General features: G+C 74.7%; 16 protein-coding genes. 8 read left to right on the plus strand and 8 right to left on the minus strand.

The features are described from left to right. Positions 1 to 44 precede the first annotated feature (44 nt). Together dapD and ACIP93_RS12380 are read left to right on the plus strand one after the other, a co-directional pair. On the plus strand, positions 45 to 1,049 hold the full coding sequence (dapD, locus tag ACIP93_RS12375; protein WP_401757788.1) for a 2,3,4,5-tetrahydropyridine-2,6-dicarboxylate N-succinyltransferase: 1,005 nt from the start codon (positions 45 to 47) through the stop codon (positions 1,047 to 1,049). A 77-nt stretch (positions 1,050 to 1,126) separates the two neighbouring features. Further along, positions 1,127 to 1,363 carry a hypothetical protein gene (locus ACIP93_RS12380; RefSeq protein WP_345224172.1) on the plus strand — a complete coding sequence of 79 codons (237 nt, stop codon included), beginning with the start codon at positions 1,127 to 1,129 and terminating at the stop codon, positions 1,361 to 1,363. On the opposite strand, the gene dapA is transcribed toward ACIP93_RS12380, so the two are convergent. Further along, entirely contained in the window at positions 1,354 to 2,253 is a 900-nt protein-coding gene (gene dapA / locus ACIP93_RS12385) for a 4-hydroxy-tetrahydrodipicolinate synthase (protein WP_401757791.1), read from the minus strand. The genes ACIP93_RS12380 and dapA overlap by 10 nt on opposite strands. Before the next feature lie 149 nt (positions 2,254 to 2,402). Here dapA and ACIP93_RS12390 point away from each other — a divergent pair, with 149 nt between their 5' ends. Then, positions 2,403 to 3,059 (plus strand): DUF4232 domain-containing protein, encoded by a 657-nt coding sequence (locus ACIP93_RS12390; protein WP_345224176.1) that lies wholly within the window; start codon positions 2,403 to 2,405, stop codon positions 3,057 to 3,059. A 109-nt stretch (positions 3,060 to 3,168) separates the two neighbouring features. After that, entirely contained in the window at positions 3,169 to 3,870 is a 702-nt protein-coding gene (locus tag ACIP93_RS12395) for an antibiotic biosynthesis monooxygenase (protein ID WP_401757793.1), read from the plus strand. A 96-nt stretch (positions 3,871 to 3,966) separates the two neighbouring features. Here the strand turns inward: ACIP93_RS12395 and ACIP93_RS12400 are convergent, their stop codons facing one another. After that, positions 3,967 to 5,832 (minus strand): endonuclease/exonuclease/phosphatase family protein, encoded by a 1,866-nt coding sequence (locus tag ACIP93_RS12400; protein WP_401757795.1) that lies wholly within the window; start codon positions 5,830 to 5,832, stop codon positions 3,967 to 3,969. 243 nt (positions 5,833 to 6,075) lie between these two features. Between ACIP93_RS12400 and ACIP93_RS12405 the strand changes: the two genes are divergently transcribed. Then, positions 6,076 to 7,563, plus strand: a complete 1,488-nt coding sequence (locus ACIP93_RS12405; RefSeq protein WP_401757797.1) for a hypothetical protein — start codon at positions 6,076 to 6,078, stop codon at positions 7,561 to 7,563. A 452-nt stretch (positions 7,564 to 8,015) separates the two neighbouring features. After that, positions 8,016 to 10,223: a methyltransferase domain-containing protein gene (locus ACIP93_RS12410; RefSeq protein WP_401757799.1), complete on the plus strand. Its 2,208-nt coding sequence runs from the start codon at positions 8,016 to 8,018 to the stop codon at positions 10,221 to 10,223. Between the two features lie 313 nt (positions 10,224 to 10,536). Here ACIP93_RS12410 and ACIP93_RS12415 read toward each other — a convergent pair whose 3' ends face one another. Beyond that, a complete protein-coding gene (locus ACIP93_RS12415; RefSeq protein WP_401757801.1) occupies positions 10,537 to 12,924 on the minus strand; it encodes a PQQ-binding-like beta-propeller repeat protein in 2,388 nt (795 codons plus the stop codon). 247 nt (positions 12,925 to 13,171) lie between these two features. Here ACIP93_RS12415 and ACIP93_RS12420 point away from each other — a divergent pair, with 247 nt between their 5' ends. Beyond that, complete coding sequence (locus ACIP93_RS12420) at positions 13,172 to 13,399, plus strand: hypothetical protein (RefSeq protein ID WP_185025425.1); 228 nt, start codon at positions 13,172 to 13,174, stop codon at positions 13,397 to 13,399. Positions 13,400 to 13,518: 119 nt separating this feature from the next. Here ACIP93_RS12420 and ACIP93_RS12425 read toward each other — a convergent pair whose 3' ends face one another. The 3 genes from ACIP93_RS12425 to ACIP93_RS12435 form a co-directional block, all read right to left on the minus strand. Beyond that, a complete protein-coding gene (locus ACIP93_RS12425; protein ID WP_345224189.1) occupies positions 13,519 to 13,728 on the minus strand; it encodes a hypothetical protein in 210 nt (69 codons plus the stop codon). A 98-nt stretch (positions 13,729 to 13,826) separates the two neighbouring features. Further along, positions 13,827 to 15,062: a TerD family protein gene (locus ACIP93_RS12430; RefSeq protein WP_345224190.1), complete on the minus strand. Its 1,236-nt coding sequence runs from the start codon at positions 15,060 to 15,062 to the stop codon at positions 13,827 to 13,829. A 144-nt stretch (positions 15,063 to 15,206) separates the two neighbouring features. Further along, positions 15,207 to 15,425, minus strand: coding sequence for a hypothetical protein (locus ACIP93_RS12435; protein ID WP_401757804.1), 219 nt, complete (start codon positions 15,423 to 15,425; stop codon positions 15,207 to 15,209). Between the two features lie 95 nt (positions 15,426 to 15,520). On the opposite strand from ACIP93_RS12435, the gene ACIP93_RS12440 reads away from it, so the two are divergent. Continuing rightward, positions 15,521 to 16,561: an AraC family transcriptional regulator gene (locus ACIP93_RS12440; protein ID WP_345224192.1), complete on the plus strand. Its 1,041-nt coding sequence runs from the start codon at positions 15,521 to 15,523 to the stop codon at positions 16,559 to 16,561. Positions 16,562 to 16,762: 201 nt separating this feature from the next. Here the strand turns inward: ACIP93_RS12440 and ACIP93_RS12445 are convergent, their stop codons facing one another. Both ACIP93_RS12445 and ACIP93_RS12450 read right to left on the minus strand, forming a co-directional pair. Beyond that, positions 16,763 to 17,575: an NAD(P)-dependent oxidoreductase gene (locus tag ACIP93_RS12445; RefSeq protein WP_345224193.1), complete on the minus strand. Its 813-nt coding sequence runs from the start codon at positions 17,573 to 17,575 to the stop codon at positions 16,763 to 16,765. A gap of 84 nt (positions 17,576 to 17,659) precedes the next feature. Next, the gene (locus tag ACIP93_RS12450) at positions 17,660 to 18,865 is read right to left on the minus strand and encodes an MFS transporter (protein WP_401757807.1); all 1,206 of its coding nucleotides are present in this window, start codon (positions 18,863 to 18,865) and stop codon (positions 17,660 to 17,662) included. Positions 18,866 to 19,115: the final 250 nt, after the last annotated feature.

Below are 19,115 nucleotides of genomic sequence, written 5' to 3' on the forward strand. Positions count from 1 at the left end.
GACCGGTTCGCCCGGGCGGGCCGGGGCCGGTTAGGTTTCCTGTCATGACCGATACGACTGCTTCTCGTACCTCCGGCGCCGTCGCCGCCGGACTCGCCACCCTCGCCGCCGACGGCACCGTCCTCGACACCTGGTTCCCCGCCCCCGAGCTGGTCGCACCGCAGGAGGCCGACGCGGCGGGCCCGGCCGGGACCGAGCGCCTCACCGCCGAGCGCGCCGCCGAACTCCTCGGGGCCTCCGCGCCCAGGGCACTGGGCCCCGACGCCCGCCGCGGCGTCGAGGTCGTGGCCGTCCGTACGGTCATCGCCTCCCTCGACGACAAGCCGCTGGACGCCCACGACGCGTACCTGCGCCTGCACCTGCTCTCGCACCGTCTGGTGCAGCCGCACGGGCAGAACCTGGACGGTCTTTTCGGGCTGCTCGCCAACGTGGCGTGGACCTCGCTGGGGCCGGTGGCCGTGGACTCGGTGGAGGAGGTACGGCTCAACGCGCGCGCCGAGGGGCTGCACCTCCAGGTGACCTCGATCGACAAGTTCCCGCGCATGACGGACTACGTCGCGCCCAAGGGCGTGCGGATCGCCGACGCGGACCGGGTGCGGCTCGGGGCGCACCTGGCGGCCGGGACCACGGTGATGCACGAGGGGTTCGTGAACTTCAACGCCGGGACGCTCGGGACCTCGATGGTCGAGGGGCGCATCTCGGCCGGTGTCGTGGTCGGCGACGGCTCCGACATCGGCGGCGGCGCGTCGACGATGGGCACCCTGTCCGGCGGCGGCAACGTCCGGATCACCATCGGCGAGCGCTGCCTGGTGGGTGCGGAGGCCGGGGTCGGCATCGCGCTCGGGGACGAGTGCGTGGTGGAGGCGGGGCTGTACGTCACCGCCGGGACCCGGGTCACGATGCCCGACGGGCAGATCGTGAAGGCACGCGAGCTGTCCGGGGCGTCGAACATCCTGTTCCGGCGGAACTCGGTCTCCGGCGCGGTGGAGGCACGGCCCAACAACGCGGTGTGGGGCGGCCTGAACGACGTGCTGCACAGCCACAACTGACCCACCGGCGGCCGGAGGACCGCAGGACGCGTCGTCGGCCCAGTGACCTTTGGGCCGTACGAGTGGTTAAGCCGATCATGAATCTGCCGATCATGCGCACGGTCCTGGCCGTCGCCGCAGCCCTCGTCCTTCCGGTCCTCGCCGGCTCCGCCGCGTACGCCGACGAGACGCACCACAACTCCCACAACGCGCCGAGGGTGTCCCTGCTGAGCACCGGGCAGATCGACGACCCGCTGGAGGACGTGCTGGAGCACGCCGCGATCCTGGGGCGGACGTACGTCGTGGAAGGGGCGGAGGCGCCCGATCAGTCCTGACGCGTCAACTCCTCGTACGCGGCCAGCAGCCCGTCGACCACCTCGGTGGCGGCGGGCTGCAGCGGTTCGCGGAGCGGGCCCGCGGGCAGCCCGAGCGCGTTCAGGAGGGCCTTGGCGGTGACCGTGCCGGGCAGGCCGGACGCCATCATCAGCTCCGCCAGCGGGAGCGTGCGGTGGTGCAGGCGGGCCGCCGCGGCCACGTCGCCGCGCGCGTGGGCGTCCAGCGGGGCCCGCACCGCCCGCGGCGCGACGTTCGCGACCGTGCTGATGAAGCCCGCGCCGCCCACCGAGCGCAGCGGCAGGTTCGTCTCCTCGCAGCCCGAGTAGTACGCGAGATCCGTGCGGGCGATCACCTTCGCGCTGCCCAGCAGGTCGTACGCGCAGTCCTTCACGCCCGCGATGCGGGGGTGGGCGGCGAGGCGCAGCAGCGTCTCGGGTTCGATGCGCACTCCGGTGCGGGCCGGCACGTCGTACAGGACAACCGGGATGCCGACGGCGTCCGCGACCCGGCGGAAGTGCGCCTCCAGGGCCGCCTGCGGGGGCCGGCTGTAGTACGGGGAGACCACCAGCAGGCCGTCCGCGCCCGCGCGTTCGGCGGAACGGGCCAGTTCCACGGTGTGCGCGGTGTGCGCGCTGCCGACCCCGGCGAGCAACGGGACGTCCGCACCGACCGCTTCCCGTACCGCGCGCAGCAGGGCCGACTTCTCGGCGTCGGAGGTGGTCGGCGACTCCCCGGTGGTGCCGTTCAGCACCAGGCCGTCGCAGCCGCCGACGGTCACCAGGTGGTCGGCGAGCTTCTGCGCGCCGGGCAGGTCGAGGGCGTCGCCGGTGGGGGAGAAGGGCGTGATCATCGCGCAGAGGGCGGGCCCGAAGGGGGCAGGGGTCGTCATGGACGCAGTCTCGGGGACACGCACTGTTCAGGTCCACTTAGAAATTCTTTGCTCGAAAGGTAAGCAGAGGTTGGCTGTTGGGTACCGTCTGGCATGATCCCGGCAGGGGAGGCGCGGGGCGTTCCGCGCGGGGGCAGGGGAGTGGTGGCGTGGATTTCCGTACGCGTGCGAGTACGGGCAGGGGTGCGGGCGCCCGGGCGGGTGCGGTGGTGCTGCTCGGGGTGCTGGTGCTCACCGGCTGCGACGGCTTCCTGGTTCCGCCGGGAGAGGGGGAGCGCCGGCCGACGCCCAGCGCCGGGGCGCCGTCGCCCTCGGCCGTTCCGACGGCCCCCGTCCGCACCGGCGCGCCGCCGCAGGCCGTGGCGCCGTCCGCCGGGGCGACGTACCGCCCGCCCGTCGAGCACGACTGTTATGCCGGTGTGCGGGTGGACCTGGGGGGAATCCAGTCGGCGCTGATGCACCGGTCGGCCGTCGTCACCCTCACCAACTGCGGCGACGTGCCCTACCGGCTCTCCGGCCGGCCGGACGTCAGGGCGTTCGCCGCCGACGGCAGGGTCCGCGACATCGAGGTGGACGTACGCGAGGAGGGGAAGCGGGCCGACGAGGTGGTGCTGCTGCCGCCGGGCGCGGTGGCGTACTCCCGGCTGGACTGGCGGCCGTACGACGGTGTCGAGAAGGCACGCGCCCTGGAGATCGCCGCCGGGCCCGGCCAGCCCGCGCGCAGCTTCTCGCTGGAGGAGGAGGGGGACGTGGAGATGGTCGACGCCTTCGACGTGACGCCCTGGGCGCTGACCCGGCCGAAGTGAACCCGGCCCGGGGCCGGGACGCTTGACCTCGACCTGGCTTGACGTTTCAGGATGATCCCGGAAGCCGCCCCGGGGGAACCGCTCCCGGCGTTCGGACGAGAGGACCGCCATGACCGCAGCCGTCGTCAACAGCCGACCGGACATCACCCGTTCAGGGGTGCGGGTCGTCAAGGTCAGTACCTGGGACGTGGGTTCGCCGGAAGGGCAGCGGGCGGCCGTCGGCGCGATCGAGCGGGCGTGGCTGTCGCGCCCGTGGCCCGAGCGGGGGCCGCTCTCGTACAGCGTGTACGCCGGCGAGGACGGCCGGACGCTGCTGCACTACAGCCAGTGGGCGGACGAGGACGCCTACCGGGCGTTCTTCGCCGAGGGCCGCGACGAGCGGAACGAGGAGATCGACGCCGCCGTGCCCGGGGTGCGGCGGCTCGGGCTGCACTCGTACGAGCTGTACCGCAGCAGGATCACCGAGGGCGACGACCGCCTCCCGGGCAGCGTCGCGGTCGTCGAGGTGGACTTCGCCTCGCCCGACCCGGCGCGGGCGCGGAAGTGGGTGGACACCGTCTTCGCCGCGCTCGACGCCTCGGCCGGCGAGGACGAGCCGGACGGCGGCCTCTCCGCGCACTTCCACGTGGGCCTCGACGGCTCCCGGGCCCTCAACTTCGCCGAGTGGACCGACGCCGCCTCGCACGCCGCGATGATGAACGCGCCCGGGGAGACGCCCGTGGAGTGGCAGCGCGTCCACGGCTTCGACGGGCTGACGGGCAGCAGGGTGCGGCGGTACGCCCCCGCGCTCAGCCTGAGCGCGGGGGCGTGACGGGCGCTGCCGGTGCCACGGGCACTCCCGGGAGCGCCGGTGCCCCGGGCGCGGCCCAGGGCTGCCGGTGCTCTCCGGCGGCGGCGCTCCCCCCAGCTACGGGCGGAAGCGGAGCACCTGGGGGTCGTGGTCGCTGTTCTGGTCGGCGAACTCGGCGTTGATGTGCACGCTGTCGTAGGAGAAGTGCTTGACGGCGGGGCTGGTCAGGATCTGGTCGAGCACCTGGCTGTTGCCCTGGAAGACGTACGAGTAGCGCTCGGAGCGCGGCAGGGACTTCACGGCCGCGCGCAGGGCGCCGCCGTCGGTGAGGGCCTCCGTGGTGGCGGAGAACTCGAAGTCGTTGATGTCGCCGAGGACCAGGACGTTCGCCCGGCGGTCCGCCTTCAGGACGTCCTTCACGAAGGCGTTCACCGTCTGCGCCTGTGCCAGGCGGCGGACCTCCGAGGAGCGGACCGGCGGCTGGTGGTGCGAGGTCAGGGCCTCGTCCCCGCCCTTGGAGCCGAAGTGGTTGGCGACCACGATCACCGGCTCGCCGCGGAAGCGGAACTCGGCCGCCAGGGGCTTGCGGCTGTTCTCCCAGGCGGCGTTCGCCGGGTCGACGCGGCCGGGGGAGAGGGTGAGCGCCGCGCGGCCCCGCTCGCGGACGACGCCCGTGGCCTTCGTCGCGTCGCCGCCCGCGCGGTGGGTGAGGGAGACCCGGGCCGGGTTGTAGAGGAAGACCTGACGGATGTTGCCGCCGGGCTCGCCGCCGTCCTTGTTGTTCTCCGGGTCGATCGAGGTCCAGGCGTACGCGGGACCGCCCGCCGCGGCGATCGCGTCCGTGAACTTCTTGACCGTCGCCCCGGCGGCGACCGTGCCGTCGTTCTGCTTCCCGTTGTCGTCCTGGATCTCCTCCAGGGCGACGACGTCGGGCGAGGCGAGGTTCTCCACGACCGCCTTCGCGAGGGCGTCGAACTTCTCCTGCGGGTCGGTCGGGTCGAGGTTCTCCACGTTGTACGTGGCCACCGCCAGCTCGCCGCGCGACTGCTTGCGGGTCTGCTCGCGCTTCAGGCCCCGGTCGACCACCGTGCCGAGGGTGTTCGCGGTGAGCGTGTAGCCGCCGTACTGGTTGAAGTCGAGCGGGCCGGTCGCGCCGCCGGACAGCACGTCGCCGACGTTCGCCTTCGGGAACGGCCGCTCGGCGAGCGGGGCCAGTTGCTGGATCTGTATGCGGCCGGTGTTCTGGGCGGCGTACGAGCCGTAGACGGCGCCGCCGCGCCGGTTGTCGTTCTCCCCGGGCTTGACCGTCACCCACAGTTCGGCGTGCGCGTCGGTCGCGCCGACGACGCGGGAGGTGCCGACGCGGACATTGCTGCCCTCCAGGGACTCGTAGAGGTCGAGGGCGTAGCGGCGCGGGTTCAGGGCCAGGCCGTTGATGCTGCCGCCGGCCGCCGGGTCGCCGTCCGGGGCGTACCGGGAGGGCACCGTGCGGGAGTCGATGAGGACCGGGGCCGGGACCGGGTTGCCGGAGGAGAGCACCGTCACCGTCGGCTTCGAGAGCTGGGTGAGGGACTGGTTGCCCGAGGTCGGGCCGCCCGGCACGTACTCGGTGACGGTGCCGGAGACCTTCACCGCGTCGCCGGGCCGCACGGTCGGGGCGGCGGAGGTGAAGACGAAGACGCCCTCGCTGGTGGCGGCGTCGCCGTCGCCCTTCGGGTCCTGGAACCAGAAGCCCTTCGAGCCGTACGTGCGGACCCCCGTGACGATGCCCTCCACGTCGGCGACCGGCCGGCCGGCCAGCGGGGACAGGCGGGTGGAGCCCTGGATGTCGTGGATGCGGACCGGGGCCGCGGCCGCGTCGTCGGCGGAGGCGGCGGCCGTGGCGGAGGCGGCGCCGGTGAGCAGGCCCGCGGCGAGGGCCGTGGCGAGGAGGGTGGCGACCGCGGTGGTTCTCGGCAGGGAGGGGGACGGGCGGGACGTCATCAGGGGACTCCGGAAGTGAGGGTTGCGCGCGGGCGGCAGAGGTCCGCACGGGAAAGGTTCTACGCGCGTCAATCTCTTTCCTGCGCACGGGTGTTGTCAAGGCTCCGGGGGCGAGCGGCCGATGCACGGAACCTGACGGGTGCATGAACCCCGGGGGACCGGTGCGGATACGTCTACGCTGGGGGCCGCTCCACCCGCTCCACCCCCTTTTGCCCCACGTGCGTCACCGAGGAGAACCCCCAGATGTCCGAAGACCGCCCCACCCTGCCGCCGGTGCGGCTGCACTCGGACGCGGAGCTGGCGCGGGACGCGCTGGCCGCGCCGCTGTTCGCCCGCGCCGTCACGCTCGCCCGCTGGGCCTCGCCCGACACCAGGGTCGGCGCGGGCGGCGAACTGGTGGAGGAGCAACTGCCGGAAGCGGCAGCCGTGTTGAAGCTGGGGCCGGCCGACGGGGTGGAGGACGAGGAGGACGCCGCCGCCTGCGCGAGCGAGGCCTGGCGCACGGCGGTCGACACCGGGCTCGTGGACGTCACCGACCCGCCGGACCCCGCCGGTTCCGCGGCGGACGCGGCGCACGGCACGGCCGCGCCCGGCGAGGCGCTCGCCGTGGTCGCCGGGGGCAGCCCGCAGGACGTGCTCGGGCTGTGGCTGGAGGCCTTCGAGACGGCCTTCGCCGATGCCACCGCGCCCGTGCTCGACGACCTCGGCGCGCTCCTCGGCGACGACGGCGAACTCGACTTCGACGCGCTCGACTGGGACCCGCAGCAGGAAGCGGAGTTCCTGGAGGCCGTCCTCGGCAACCTCTACCTGCTCACCGTCTCCGGCGGCGGGCCCGAGGACGGCTGGGTGCCGCTGCCCGCGCTGGCCGCCTCGATGATCGTGCCCGACGACATGGGCGAGCCCACCGATGACGTACTGGAACAGGTCTCCGACGCGATGATGCGTCTCGACGACCAGTTCCGGGTGCTGGAGCCGGTGGGCCTGGTGGCGTACCGACCGGTGGACGAGGCGTTGATGGCGGAGGAGCCCGAGGGTTCGCCCGCCGACGGGGAGCTGGACGAGGAGGACGTCGCCCGTTACGGCATGGTGCGTCTGACCCCGCTCGGTCTCTACGGGGTGCGCGCCCGGATGCTGGAGGCCGGGGTGGACGCCCCGGCGGTCGGCGATCTCGCCGAGAAGGGCGCCGACGTCCTCCTCGCCTCCCTCGCGTACTACCCCGAGCAGGCGGGGCGCGCCGAGCTGGAGCAGTGGCTCGCCCGGCGCGAACCGGCCGCCGCGGCCGAGGAGTTGCTGTCCGCCGCCCGTGGCCAGGACCCGGCCGCACCGCTGCGCAGGCTGCGCTGCCAGCAGGGTCTGCTGCTGGTCGACGCCGCGGCGGAGCCGTCGGTGCGCGCCGTGCTGGACGACCGGGAACTGGGCGGGCTCGCCCGGGTGTGGCTCGCCGAGCGCGGCGCGGCCGACGTGCCCGCGCCGCCGCAGGAGATGGTCTTCTGGCTCGCCGTCGACACCATCGCCGCCCAGTTGGACGCCGACGGCGAGACGCCTGAGCTGGAGGAACTGGTGGTGGGCCTGATCGGCCAGCACACCGGGTTCCTCGACTCCGCCTGGCGCGTCGACCACCCGGCGACCGCGCCGGTGCTGGAGGCGATGGGACGGCTGCACCCCGAGAAGAAGATCGCGAAGGAAGCGAAGAAGGCGGCCTTCAAGGCGCGCTCGCGGACGGGCGCGTAGCGCCGCGTTGTCCTGAACCGCCCCCGTGTGCACGGCACTCGGGGGCGGTCCCGTGCCCGGGGCATGTGCCCGTCGCCGCAGGCCGGGACGGGAGCGGGCCGTTCCGGGTGGCTGGAAGAAAACGGCGCACCGGGGGCGCGTGATGACTGGTTCACGCCTCCTCGTGTTGGGTATCGGTTGGATGCCGCAGGGTGTGGCGTACCTCCGATGGCTGTGCGTCGGCCGAGAGGCAGTGTTCGATGACGATGGCCCCGGCCCATGGCCCCCCACCGTGGGACCGGTAGCGGAAGGGCTCCGTCGTCCCTCCCCCTGCACGGCTGTTCGGCGCTCGGGAGCCGGTCGGTTCCGGGCGCCCGTCCGCTGCTCGCCCCCGGGCGCTTTCGCGCGAGCGAGCGGCCCGGCGCGGCCCCGGCCGCGCATCCGTGTCGTCCACGCCCCGAGAAGGACTCTCCATGACGCCCGCCACCGCAGGCCCGGCCCTCATCGGCCGGACGGGATTCGATCCCGGCCAGGTGCCCCAGTACTACACCCGCAAGACCTCCGACATCCTGCACAAGTACGGGCCCGGACCCCGTACGCACTTCCACGTCGGCATGTTCGGACCCGGCGAGCACCCGCAGACCACCGTGGCGCAACGGGTTCTCAAACGCCGCATCGTCGACTCCCAGGAAGCGGTGCTCGCCCGCGCGGCACAGCTGTGGGACGTGGCGGCCGCACCGCCCGAGACCCTCCTCGACGTCGGCTGCGGACTCGGCGGCGGCTCGCTGTTCTGGGCGCAGGAGTACGGGGCCCGGGTCACCGGACTGACCGTCACGCCCGACCATATACCGGTGATCGAGGACTTCACCCGCAGGGCGGGCGCCCAGGGGCAGGTCACCGCCGTGCTCGGCGACGTGCACGACTGGGAGCGGGACCGGGAGTACGACGCCGCGGTGGCGATCGAGAGCTCCGGCTACATGGACCGTGAGCGGCTCTTCACGGTGATGGCCAGGACCTTACGGCCGGGCGGCTGGTTCGGCATCCAGGAGCACTTCCTGTGCCGCCCGGAGTGGACGGAGTTCGTCGACGGCTACTACCGGACCCGGCTCGGCACCCTCACCGAGTACATCCGCGCGGCCCGCGCGGCGGGCTTCGAACTGGAACTGGACGAGGACATCACCGACCGGGTGTCCGAGTTCTGGGTGCAGTCCATGGCGTGGACGACGGCGGAGATCGAGGGCATCGACGAGGGGCGCGGCTCCCCGATAGCCCGGGACCGCCTGGTCGAATCGGCCCTCACGCACGGCAAGTTCTACCGGGTCTGGCGCGACCACGCCCTGGAGACCCGCCTCCTCCTCTTCCGGCTGGCGGGCGGGCCCACCGCCTCCCCGGCCCCGCCCCGCGGCGCCCCGGAGCACACCGGGGCGCCGGTGCCGGAACGCGCCCAGGCCCCGGCTCCGGGCAGGGCCAAGGCCCCGGCCCCCGCCCCGGTCCCCGCGCCGCCCCCCGAGGCCGCCCCCCGCGCCGGGGCGGTCACCGCCCAGCGCTTCGGGCGGACCGCCGCCGACGCCGCCCGGCGCGGCACCAGCGGTCCCCGGTCCGCGCTCGGCGAGAGCCTGCCGCCGTTCTACTGCCCGCTGCCCGACGCGGGCGCGCACCCCGACGCCGAGGCGCTCGGCGCGCACGCCCTGGCCTGGGCCGACCACTACGACCTGTACCCGAACGCCACCGAACGGGCCTGGGCGCAGGCCATCCACAACCCCGACTTCGTCTGCCGGGCCATCCCGCACGGCGACACCGAGACCCTGCTGCTCTTCATGGAGTGGAACTACTGGGCCTGGGCCGTCGACGACTGGCAGGACTCCGGGAGCGCCGCCGGACGCACGGCGGTCGTCGTCGACCACGGCCAGCGGGTGCTGCGCGCCCTGGAGGCTCCCGGCTCCGGACTGCTCCCGGCCGGTGCGCTCTCCGCCGCCCTGGACGACCTCGTCACCCGCACCCGGGCCCGCTTCACACCCGCCCGGCTGCACCGGCTGACCACCGGCACCCGGGACTGGCTGGCTGGGGTCGCCGGCCAGACCGCCAACACCGAACGCGGCCGGATGCCCTCCCTCAACGACTACGTCGCCCAGCGCGTCTCGGTCAACGGCACCCGCTTCTCGCTCGCCTTCAGCGAGGCCGCCAACGGGATCGAGCTGCCCCCGGACCTCCACTTCTCCCCGCCGGTCCAGGCCCTGACCGACGCCGCCGGGTTCATCGTCTCCTGCGACAACGACCTCTTCTCGTACGCCATGGACGACCACCTCACCCCGCCGGCCCAGAACCTGGTCAACGTCCTCGCCCACCAGCGCGGCCGCACCCCGCGCGAGGTGCTGCCCGAGGCGGTGGTCCTGCGGGACCGGGCCATGACGTACTTCACCACCCGCGCGGAACGCCTCACCGCCGGACACGGCCATCCCGAACTCCCGCGCTACGTGCAGGCGTTGGAGACGTACGTCGCCGGATGCATGCGGTGGATGAGCAACGCCCCCCGGTACGCCAGCCCCCGCAACCGGCATCCGATGCCGGTCGAGGGCGCCTCGTACGGCATCACCGTCACCGACCGCCCCGCGCCCGGCGGCGAGCAGGACGGCCCGGTCCCCGGGGTGCCCGCGCTGGACTGGTGGTGGGGGCAGGAGTGAGACACGGGTACGGGTCCGGGGCGGGCGGCCCCGGGCCCGTACGGCATGCGGCGCGGCGGCCCCGGCCGGCCCGCCCGGCGGCAGGGCGGTCGCGGCCGGGCCCGGTCGGCCGCCCGCGCGGCGGCGGCCTCCCGGCGGAACCGCTCCCGGTGGTGCGGCTCGGCGGCGGGACGCGCGTGCACCGTCTGCACGGCGACCGGGCGGCCCTCGGCCGTCCGCCCCGGGAACACCTGCCCCGTCCCGCCGGAACCGGCCCGCCCCGACAACCGGAGCGGGCCGAGTCGCCGGAGGCAGCCGGGCGCCGGCGGACCGCTCACGCCGCCCCCGGGCCGCGCAGCGTCAGCAGGGTGCGGCCCACGCACAGGTGGAGGAGCCCGCCGCCCGCCGCCGCCTGCACCCCGCTCATCCGCTCCACCGGCACCGCCCACACCAGCTTCCCCGTCCGGGGGTCCAGGGCGTGCACCCCCCAGCCGGTCGAACGGCCGCCGTCGGCGGCCGGCACCGAGGGGTCCGAGCCCGCCGCGTAGAGCAGGCCGCCCGACACCAGCGGCACCGCGTCGTCCCCGTCGTCCAGGCGGCGCACGTCCGTGCGCATCCACACCTGGTGGCCGGTGGCCGCGTCCAGGGCCCGCATATCGCCCCCGCCGGCGTGCACCAGGCCGTCCGTCGCGCGGGGCGTGATCGTCGCCCCGCTGCCCGCCGGGCGGGACCAGCGCCGCTCACCGGTGGCCAGGTCGACGGCGGCGACCGCCTCCGGGCCCGGGTAGTGCCGGACGCCCGAGGAGCCGGGGTGCGCCTGCGGATACGCGGAGCCGCCGGGGATCTCCCGCTCGGGCGTGCCGTCGCGGTCGCGCAGGACGACCAGCGGGCCGTCGGCCGGCTCCCGGGCCGGCACCCGGTGCTCCGACACGGCCACCGCGAGCCGTCCGCCGCCCTGGTGGACGGCGGGCACGCCCGTCGCCGTGCCCGCGCGGTGCCAGAGCGGCCTGCCGTCGCGCGCGTCGAAGCCGTACGCCCGCCACCTGCGGCCCTGTGCCGTGCGCCGTTCCCACAGGGTGCCGGAGGCGGCGAAGGTGACCAGGCAGACCACGGCGCCGTCGGCCGTCAGGTGGGCCGACTGGCCTTCCAGTTCGCTGACCGGCCGGTTCGGGGAGGTGTCCCGGAACGGGTTCGTCACCAGGTCCCGGGTCGCCCAGCGGCGCGCTCCGGACGCCGCGTCCAGGGCCACGACCCCGGTGTCCGTCAGCGGCTGCCGCAGCACGAACACGGTGTCGCCCACCGGCCGCACGTCCCGGAGGCGGTCCTCCCCGTACCGCCAGCGCACCTCGCCCGACGCCGCGTCGTAGCAGGTGAGGAGGCGTGCCGTGCGCACGTACAGCGCGTCGCCGTGGCGCAGCACCGCGCCTCCGTACGCCGGCGCGTCATCCAGGTCGCGCGACCACACCGTGCGGCCGGGCGTCCACGCGAGGGGCGTCGCCGCCTTCGCCCCGGGCGTGCGCCCGCCGTCGTCGCCCAGCAGCATGCCCGCCGCGGCGGAGCCGGCCACGGCGGTCACGGCCGCTCCCGCCCAGGCGAGGAAGCGCCGGCGGCGGGGCCCGGCCCCGGGCTCCCGGCCAGCGGCCGCGCGCGCGTCCCGGCGCGCCGCCGCGTCAGTCGTACCGCTCGCGTCGGTCGTACCACTCGCGTCCGTCGTACGGGTCCCAGTGGCCGCGTCGACGGGGGCCGGGGCGGTCTGCGTCGCGGAGGGGGGCTGCCGGGACGTGGGCGGGGCGAGGAAGGCCGCCGGGATCTCGTCCTCCCACTCCTCCTGCACCTCCACCAGTTCCGCCGTCGCCTCCTCGTGCTCCCGTACGAGTCCGGCGACCGGCTCCTCCTCCCACCAGGGCCGCGCGGCGGCCCGCCCCGCACACCACTCCAGGGCCCCGGCGACGGTGGGCCGCTCCGCCGCGTCCAGCGCGAGACACCGGCGCAGGAAGGTCTCCCACTCCGCGTCCGGCACCCCCAGCAGGCACGGCGGCTCGTGCAGGGTGCGGTGCAGGACCTGCGGGGCGGTGCCCGACCCGTACGGATTGCGGCCCGTGCTCGCCAGCACCAGCAGCGCGCCGAACGCGAACACGTCGGCGGCGGGCCCCACTTCGCCGTCGCGGGCCAACTGCTCGGGTGCGACGAAGCCGAGCGTGCCCGTCGGCTCCCCGTCGTCCTGCGCCGCGCCCTTCGCCAGGCCGAGGCCGAGGCCGAGGACCTTGGGGCCGTCGCGAGTGACGACGACGTTGGCGGGCTTGAGGTCCCGGTGCACCAGACCGGCCGCGTGCACGGCGGCCAGCGCCTCGGCGAGCGCCGCCCCGAGCGTGCCGAGCGCCGCCGAGTCCAGCGGGCCGAGCGTGCTGATGACGTCCACCAGGGCGGGGCCCGCGCAGAACTCGCTCACCAGCCAGGGGAGTTCGGCCTCGGTGTCCGCGTCCAGGACGGCGGCCGTGAACACGTCCTTCACCGCGCGGGCCGCCGTCACCTCCCGGCGGAACCGCTCCCGGAAGCGCGCGTCGGACGCCAGCCGGGGGTGCAGGGTCTTCAGCACGACCAGCCGCCCCGCCGGGGTGCGGGCCAGCTCCACGTGCCCCGTGCCGCCCTCCCCGAGCGGTGCGACGACGTGGTACCGGTCCGAGGACCGTCCCGGCCCGGCTTCGGACGCTGAGGCTGACATTCCTACGGCTCCCCTCCCGCTCGCCCCCACGGCGCCGGACGCTGACTGCGACGCCCGGGACGGGGCGCGCGGTTGCGCCGGTGCGCGGGCTGTGACGCAACGCACCGAGGAGCGGCCGTCCTGGCCGTCGTGGGCCTGACGAGGGGCGGGTCACGGGGCGGGCGGGAGGAGCGCGGCGGGGCGGACGGGAGTGGCGGGCGGGAGACGGGCATGGCATCTGGTCTCCGGTGGGCGCATACTGAAGGTGATGACAAAGCCAGCCGGAGCCCGGCGACACCTGCCGTCCAGTCCCTTCAACGTCCCGGCCCCGGCCGCCCCGCCCATTGAGAACTACGAGGTGGGAGACCGGGTTTCGCATGATCAATTCGGACTCGGAAGAGTCGTGGGAGTCGAGGGAGACCTCGCCGTGCTCATCGACTTCTCCGGACGTCAGGGGCGGATCCTCAGCCCCTACTCCAAGTTGACCAAGCTCTGAGCCTCCGCGGCTCCGGGAAAACGCTCCGCCCCGTGTCCCGATCATCACGATCGGGACACGGGGCGGAGGCGTTTCGGCGCTCCGTCAGCGCGGAGTTCCGGTAGGAGGCGGGGGCGCGCTCAGGACACGGGCTCGGTCGCGGCGTCGTGCGTCGCGGCCGCCCACTCGACGAGGAGCAGTTCGTACTCCTCCGAGGGCCAGGCCCCGTCCGTCGTCTGCGCGTCCACGAGGCGGCGGATGGCCGCGTTCGTCTGGTCCGCGCCGGGCGCTTCGGATCCCTCGGGGCCCGAAGCCTCCGGGCCGGGGGCGGGCGGAGAGGTGATGGACATGTCTTCCAGGCTACGTCCGGCTCCGCCCCGCCAAACCGCTGCGGCACGTGGCTTCCGTCACGCCCCCGGCCCCCGCGCGCCGCGCCTTCCGCCCGCCCCTACAGCGCCTGGGCCGCGGGCTTCACCATGCCGCGCACCGTGCGCGACTTCACGAAGTCGCCCATCGCGGTCATCTCCCACTCGCCGCTGAACTGCTTGATCAGCTTCGCCATCATCACGCCCGTCTGCGGCTCGGCGCCCGTCAGGTCGAAGCGGACCAGCTCCTCGCCGGTCGCGCCGTCGAGCAGCCGGCAGTAGGCCTTGGCGACCTCGCTGAACTTCTGGCCGGTGAAGGAGTTCACCGTGAAGACCAGGCCCGTGGCCTCCGCCGGGATGCGGCCGAGGTCCACCGTGATCACCTCGTCGTCGCCCGCGCCCTCGCCCGTGAGGTTGTCGCCGGAGTGCTTGACGGCGCCGTTCAGGATGGACAGCTTGCCGAAGTAGCAACTGTCGATCATCTTGCGGTTGCCGTCGTAGGCGATGACCGAGGCGTCCAGGTCGATGTCCTTGCCGCGGAACGCGGGCTCCCAGCCCAGCCCCATCTTGACCTGCGAGAGCAGCGGGCGGCCGCCCTTGACCAGGGAGACCGTCTGGTTCTTGGTCAGGCTCACCCGGCCCTTGTCCAGGTTGATCTTGCCGGAGCCCGGGGCGGGGGCGGCAGGGGCCGCGGGCGCCGGGGGAGCGGCCGGGGCCGCCGGGGCGGCCGTCCGGGGGTCGTACGACGGCGTGGGCGCCGACGGCGGGGCGGCGGGTGCCTGCGGGGCCGCCGGGGCGGCCGGGGCCTGCGGGGCGGCGGGGGCGGGTTCCTCGACCGAGACGCCGAAGTCGGTGGCGATGCCGGCCAGCCCGTCGGCGTACCCCTGGCCGACCGCGCGGACCTTCCACGCGCCGTTGCGGAGGTAGACCTCGACCACGACCAGGGCGGTCTCCGAGCCCAGTTGCGGCGGCGTGAACGAGGCGATCACGGCGTTGTCGTCGGCGCCGCGCACGGTCGCCGTGGGCTCGATGCCCTGGAAGGTCTGGCCCGCGGCGTCCGGGCTGGCGGTCACCACGACCCGCTCGATGCCCGGCGGCAGCGCGCCCGTGTCCACCAGGATCGAGTCCGGCGCCGTGCCGCCGCCCGAGCGGTAGGTCACACCGGGCCCGGCGGGCTGGTTGTAGAAGATGAAGTCGTCGTCGGAGCGCACCTTGCCGTCGGCGGTGAGCAGCAGGCCCGACACGTCGAGCCGCACCGGGGCGGCGACGTCCACGGCCACGCGGGCGGTGGGAAGCGGAATGTTCGAGCCGGGGGTCATTGCGGTCATGTCACAGCTAACGACCCGGGGCGCTTTGCCGTTCCCTTACCTTCGGACGAATTTGCGCACGTCGCCCGGACGGCCCCGCGCCGGGCTCCGCACCGGGCTCCGCACCGGCCCCCGGTCCGCGGGACGCGGACGCGCTCAGCGGTTGCGCGGGTGGCTGCGGGCCGTGCGTTCGTTGCCGAACTTGTACGCCCCCGTCCAGCGGGCCATCACGAGCTGCGCGTCGCCGCCCGTCACCTCCGCGAGGAACTTCTCCGCCCGGCCGCCGCGCAGCGTGGTGGCGGCACGCTCGCGGTGGCTGATGACGACCGTCCCGTCGCCGCGCTGTTCGTATCGGAATCCCCGGGGTCTCGGCATGGGCACAAGAGTCCCGCACCGGAAACCGCCCGCGCGAGTGAATTTAGCCAGAAGCCCCGTCGGCGGGAGGCGGCACCGGTCCTAACCTGACGCCCGTGCACACCTTCAGGTCCGCCGATCTGGACGAGACGCGTCAGGCCATCGGCGAGCGTTTCTACCCCACCCGCATCGAACCGCTGGGCGATCCGGGCGGGTTCGAGTCCCGGATGGACACCGCGCGCCTCGGCTCCCTCACCATCGGCGACCTCGTGCTCGGCGCCGATCTGCGGATGCGCTTCGGGGAGCTGGGCCACTACCACGTCAACGTCCTGCTGGGCGGCACCCTGGCCTGGCGGCAGCAGGGGCGGGCCGAGGCCGTCGCCACCCCGCAGCGCGGCTGCGTCCTCGACCCGGCGTCCGTCACCCGCATCGACCGCTGGAGCAGGGACTGCCGCCTGCTCGCCCTGAAGATCGAACCGGACGCCCTGCACCGGCAGTTGGAGCTCCTGCTCGGTCGTCCGCTGCGCGGCTCCGTCGATTTCGCGCCGGAAATCGACGTCACCCGGGGCGCGGGGCGGAGCTGGGCGCGGCTGCTGTCCTGGGCCGTGGACCAGGCCCGCGACGCCGACGCCCTGGCCGCCCACCCCGTGATGGCCGCACCCCTCCAGGAGACCCTGCTCAACGGGTTGCTGCTGGCGTCGGACCACCCCTACCGGGAGGAACTGGCCGCTCCCGCGCCGCCGTTGCGGCCCGCTCCCGTCAAGCGGGTCCTCGACCTCCTGCACGCGCACCCCGAACACCCGCACACCGCCGCCTCGCTCGCCGCCGTCGCCCAGGTCGGCGTGCGGCGGCTCCAGGAGGGCTTCAGGGACCACGTGGGGACGACCCCGACCGCGTACCTGCGCGGCATACGGCTCGACCGGGCGCGCGCGGACCTCGCCGGGGCCGCGGCGGGCGGGGCGGCCGGCGTCACCGTCGCCGACGTCGCGTTCCGGTGGGGCTTCGGGCACCTGGGCCGTTTCGCGGCGGCCTACCGGGCCCGGTTCGGGGAGTCCCCCTCGTACACGCTGCGCCACCGCGCGGACCGGCCGCCTTCGCCGCGCAAAGCGGACGAGGACCGCGCGGAGCGGATCGCGCCGCTCCGGGCCGCCCTCTAGGTTGTCCGTATCGCGGGCGTGCTCGCTCTTTTCCGGTTCCCCCCGGGCGGGCTCGTCGGCGATGCTCTCCGGCCGGTCCCGGAAGCGCCGGGCGCGGAAGGTCCCGCGGTTCCGGGCCGGCCGCCCCTCACCGGGCGGCCGGACCCGTATCCCGTCCCGCCGGTGGGCCTTGGCCCGGCCGGCACGCCGCCCGCGTTCCCGTCAGTACGGCCACTGCGGCGGATCGGTGCAGAAGGCCCCGCCGAGGAAGTCGTGCTCCGGGTCGCCCGGACGCGGCTCCCCGTGCTCCGCGATCAGCTTCTCCGCGTACTGCTCCGCGTCGTCCTGCGGTGCGTATCCCAGCGCCCGCGCGGTCGACAGGTCCCAGCACAGCCGGGTGTTCGCGGAGGACCCGTACACCACCGTGTGCCCGACCCGCGGGGCGGTGAGCGCCGCGTCGAAGAGGCGGGCGGCGTCGCCCGGGCTCAGCCACATCGACAGCATCCGCACCGTGGACGGCTCCATGAAGCACGCGCCGAGGCGCACCGACACCGTCTCCAGGCCGTCCCGGTCCCAGTAGAGCTGGGCCAGGTCCTCGCCGAACGCCTTGGACAGGCCGTAGAAGGTGTCCGGGCGGTGCGGGGCGTCGGCCGGGATCAGCGGGCCGTGCGGGCCGGGCATCGGGGTGAAGCCCACCGCGTGGTTGCTGGAGGCGTGCACGATCCGCCGCACGCCCTCCGCGCGGGCCGCCTCGTAGAGGTTGTACGTCCCCTCGATGTTGGCGCGCAGGATCTTCTCGAAGGGCGCCTCCAGCGAGATGCCCGCCAGGTGCACGATCGCGTCCACCCCCTCGACGGCCTCGCGCAGGGCGTGCTTGTCGCCGAGGTCGGCGGTCACCGCCGCCGGTTCGCCCTCGATGGGCGTCGCGTCGAAGAGCCGCAGCTCGTATCCGTACGCCGGCAGCAGCCCCCGCATCAGGGTGCCGATGCCGCCGGCCGCGCCGGTGAGCAGGATGGTGCGGGAAGCAGCGGGCATGGGAGGGGCTCCTCAGGGGTTCCGCGACGGGGCGCCGCTGGGGGCGGCGGCCGTCGCGACGCTAGGGAGCGGGACGCGGCCGCGTCAAGTAATGGGCGCAGTACGGCGGTTCGTGCTACGGGCACCCGAAGCGAGCGCGCCCGCCGCGGCGAGTCCCGCCGCGCCCGTCGCCGCGAGCACCGCCCGGTGGCCGGTCACCGCGACCAGTGCCGAGCCGAGCGCGATGGCGGCCGTCATCGGCCCGTACACCAGCGTGGTGACGGTCGCGGAAGTACGTCCCAGGAGCGCGTCCGGCGTCTCGCGCTGCACCGCGGTGAACACCACGATCAGCACGCACGGCAGCCCGAGCCCGATGCCCGCGCTGCCCGCCAGCACCGCCGCCTCGTACGGCAGCGCCCGCAGCGCCGCCGACAGCGCGAACAGCGCGATGCCCGCCGCGGCCAGCGCCCGCTCGGGCGTCCGGCGCAGCAGGGGCCCGGCGAGGACGCCGGTGAGGACGGTGCCCGCGCCCTGGACCGCGTACAGCACGCCCGTGTACGCGGGGGAGCGGCCGAGGCCCTGGTCGACGACGGCGAAGACCATGGCCCCGCCGAGGCCGGAGAGCACCATCGTCGCGGAGGCCGCCGCCACCAGGGGCCGCAGCACGGGGGAGCGCCGCAGGAACCGCGCGCCGTCCGCCCAGGACCCTTCCGCCCGGGGGCCGGGAGCGTCCTCGCGCACCCGCAGCAGCGCGATCAGCCCGGCGGCGACGGCGAAGGTGAGGGCGTCCAGGAGCGCCACCGGCAGTCCGCCGAACCGGGCGAACAGCGCGGCCCCGGCCAGCGGGGCGAGCAGCTTCATGCCCTCCTGGGCGGTCATCCGCAGCCCGTTGAAGTCACCGAGCAGCCGCTTGTCGACGGCCCCGGCGACCAGCGCGGACTCGGCGGCGTCCGCGAGCGTCCCGGCCGTCCCGTACAGGAAGAGCACCCCGAACAGGATCCACACCCGGTCCGCCGCGTCGACGGTCGCCAGCGAGACCAGGAGCGCCGCCGTCGCGAGGTTCACCGCGATCAGCAGCGGCCGCCGGCGGAACCGGTCGGCGACCGTGCCCAGCAGCGGCCCGGCCAGCACCGGCAGCCACAGGCAGAAGGTGGTGAGCGCGGCCAGGGCGTCGGAACCGGTCAGGTCCTTGACCCAGATCCCGGCGGTCAGCCACATCGCCGAGCTGCCGAACCCGGACACCACGACCACCGTGAGGAAGAGGGCCGCGTTCCGGTCCCGCAGGACGTGCGTTCGTACGGAGGTGATCACTGCCGGGCCGCCTTCGTTTTGTTCGGGTGGGGCGGCGTCAGCGTGGCAGCGCGGACGGGGCCGAGGCATCGGGAAGATGCCCTAGATCCCGCCTCCCGCAGGGCCTTGGGCCCGCCGGGCAGGTGCCGCCCGGACAGTGGGGACCACCGCTCCGACCTGGGAAGTCGCCCATTTCCAGAAGAACTTCGAGCCGTTTCGATGAGTTTTCCGGCGGCCGTGAGTCTTCCCTTCGTCGCTGCCGCGACGGCGT

This window comes from Streptomyces sp. NPDC088745, from assembly GCF_044751045.1.
In the GTDB taxonomy this organism is placed as follows: domain Bacteria; phylum Actinomycetota; class Actinomycetes; order Streptomycetales; family Streptomycetaceae; genus Streptomyces; species Streptomyces cremeus.

Coding starts and splice junctions, on each gene's coding strand:
- ACIP93_RS12415 (WP_401757801.1), bottom strand. CDS start 12,924: ATGTCAGCCTCAGCGTCCGAAGCCGGGCCGGGACGGTCCTCGGACCGG.
- ACIP93_RS12395 (WP_401757793.1), top strand. CDS start 3,169: ATGACCGCAGCCGTCGTCAACAGCCGACCGGACATCACCCGTTCAGGG.
- ACIP93_RS12410 (WP_401757799.1), top strand. CDS start 8,016: ATGACGCCCGCCACCGCAGGCCCGGCCCTCATCGGCCGGACGGGATTC.
- ACIP93_RS12430 (WP_345224190.1), bottom strand. CDS start 15,062: ATGACCCCCGGCTCGAACATTCCGCTTCCCACCGCCCGCGTGGCCGTG.
- dapD (WP_401757788.1), top strand. CDS start 45: ATGACCGATACGACTGCTTCTCGTACCTCCGGCGCCGTCGCCGCCGGA.
- ACIP93_RS12425 (WP_345224189.1), bottom strand. CDS start 13,728: ATGTCCATCACCTCTCCGCCCGCCCCCGGCCCGGAGGCTTCGGGCCCC.
- ACIP93_RS12400 (WP_401757795.1), bottom strand. CDS start 5,832: ATGACGTCCCGCCCGTCCCCCTCCCTGCCGAGAACCACCGCGGTCGCC.
- ACIP93_RS12405 (WP_401757797.1), top strand. CDS start 6,076: ATGTCCGAAGACCGCCCCACCCTGCCGCCGGTGCGGCTGCACTCGGAC.
- ACIP93_RS12445 (WP_345224193.1), bottom strand. CDS start 17,575: ATGCCCGCTGCTTCCCGCACCATCCTGCTCACCGGCGCGGCCGGCGGC.
- ACIP93_RS12420 (WP_185025425.1), top strand. CDS start 13,172: ATGACAAAGCCAGCCGGAGCCCGGCGACACCTGCCGTCCAGTCCCTTC.
- dapA (WP_401757791.1), bottom strand. CDS start 2,253: ATGACGACCCCTGCCCCCTTCGGGCCCGCCCTCTGCGCGATGATCACG.
- ACIP93_RS12435 (WP_401757804.1), bottom strand. CDS start 15,425: ATGCCGAGACCCCGGGGATTCCGATACGAACAGCGCGGCGACGGGACG.
- ACIP93_RS12380 (WP_345224172.1), top strand. CDS start 1,127: ATGAATCTGCCGATCATGCGCACGGTCCTGGCCGTCGCCGCAGCCCTC.